The organism is Planktothrix mougeotii LEGE 06226, assembly GCF_015207485.1.
In the GTDB taxonomy this organism is placed as follows: domain Bacteria; phylum Cyanobacteriota; class Cyanobacteriia; order Cyanobacteriales; family Microcoleaceae; genus Planktothrix.
The window spans coordinates 1-1,499 of sequence record NZ_JADEWU010000158.1; the positions used below are offsets into that span (position 1 = coordinate 1).

At 54.2% G+C, this 1,499-nt stretch carries 1 rRNA gene; it reads right to left on the minus strand.

What is annotated here, in order from left to right:
• Position 1: 1 nt before the first annotated feature.
• A 16S ribosomal RNA gene (locus tag IQ236_RS27490) occupies positions 2-1,492 on the minus strand.
• Positions 1,493-1,499: the final 7 nt, after the last annotated feature.

Genomic DNA, 1,499 nt, shown 5'->3' on the forward strand with positions numbered 1-1,499 from the left:
AAAAGGAGGTGATCCAGCCACACCTTCCGGTACGGCTACCTTGTTACGACTTCACCCCAGTCATCAGCCCTGCCTTCGGCACCCTCCCCCCTTGCAGGTTAGAGTAATGACTTCGGGCGTGGCTCACTTCCATGGTGTGACGGGCGGTGTGTACAAGGCCCGGGAACGGATTCACCGCAGTATGCTGACCTGCGATTACTAGCGATTCCTCCTTCATGAAGCTGAGTTGCAAGCTTCAATCTGAACTGTGCCAAGGTTTATGAGATTCGCTCTCCCTCGCGGGTTGGCTGCTCTCTGTCCTTAGCATTGTAGTACGTGTGTCGCCCAGGACGTAAGGGCCATGCTGACTTGACGTCATCCTCACCTTCCTCCGGTTTGTCACCGGCAGTCTCGCTAGAGTTCCCAACTTAATGATGGCAACTAACGACGAGGGTTGCGCTCGTTGCGGGACTTAACCCAACATCTCACGACACGAGCTGACGACAGCCATGCAGCACCTGTCTTCTGGTTCCCTAAGGCACTCCACCCTTTCAGACGGATTCCAGAGATGTCAAGTCCTGGTAAGGTTCTTCGCGTTGCATCGAATTAAACCACATACTCCACCGCTTGTGCGGGCCCCCGTCAATTCCTTTGAGTTTCACACTTGCGTGCGTACTCCCCAGGCGGGAAACTTAACGCGTTTGCTCCGGCACGGCCCGGGTCGATACAGGCCACACCTAGTTTCCATCGTTTACCGCTAGGACTACTGGGGTATCTAATCCCATTCGCTCCCCTAGCTTTCGTCCCTCAGTGTCAGTTGTAGCCCAGCAGAGCGCTTTCGCCACCGGTGTTCTTCCTGATCTCTACGCATTTCACCGCTACACCAGGAATTCCCTCTGCCCCTACTACACTCTAGCTCTCCAGTTTCCACTGCTTTTCCGAAGTTAAGCCTCGCTCTTTAACAGCAGACTTGAAGGGCCACCTACGGACTCTTTACGCCCAATCATTCCGGATAACGCTTGCATCCTCCGTATTACCGCGGCTGCTGGCACGGAGTTAGCCGATGCTTCTTCCTCAGGTACCGTCACTTTCTTCTTCCCTGAGAAAAGGGGTTGACAATCCAAGAACCTTCCTCCCCCACGCGGTCTTGCTCCGTCAGGCTTTCGCCCATTGCGGAAAATTCCCCACTGCTGCCTCCCGTAGGAGTCTGGGCCGTGTCTCAGTCCCAGTGTGGCTGATCATCCTCTCAGACCAGCTACTGATCGTCGCCTTGGTAGTCTCTTACACTACCAACTAGCTAATCAGACGCAAGCCCCTCTCTTGGCGATTAATCTTTTACCTTTCGGCTCATCCGGGATTAGCAGCCGTTTCCAACTGTTGTCCCCGGCCAAGAGGCAGGTTCTTACGTGTTACTCACCCGTCCGCCACTAAAGTATTGCTACTTCCGTTCGACTTGCATGTGTTAAGCAGACCGCCAGCGTTCATCCTGAGCCAGGATCAAACTCTCCATTTTGAAGAAT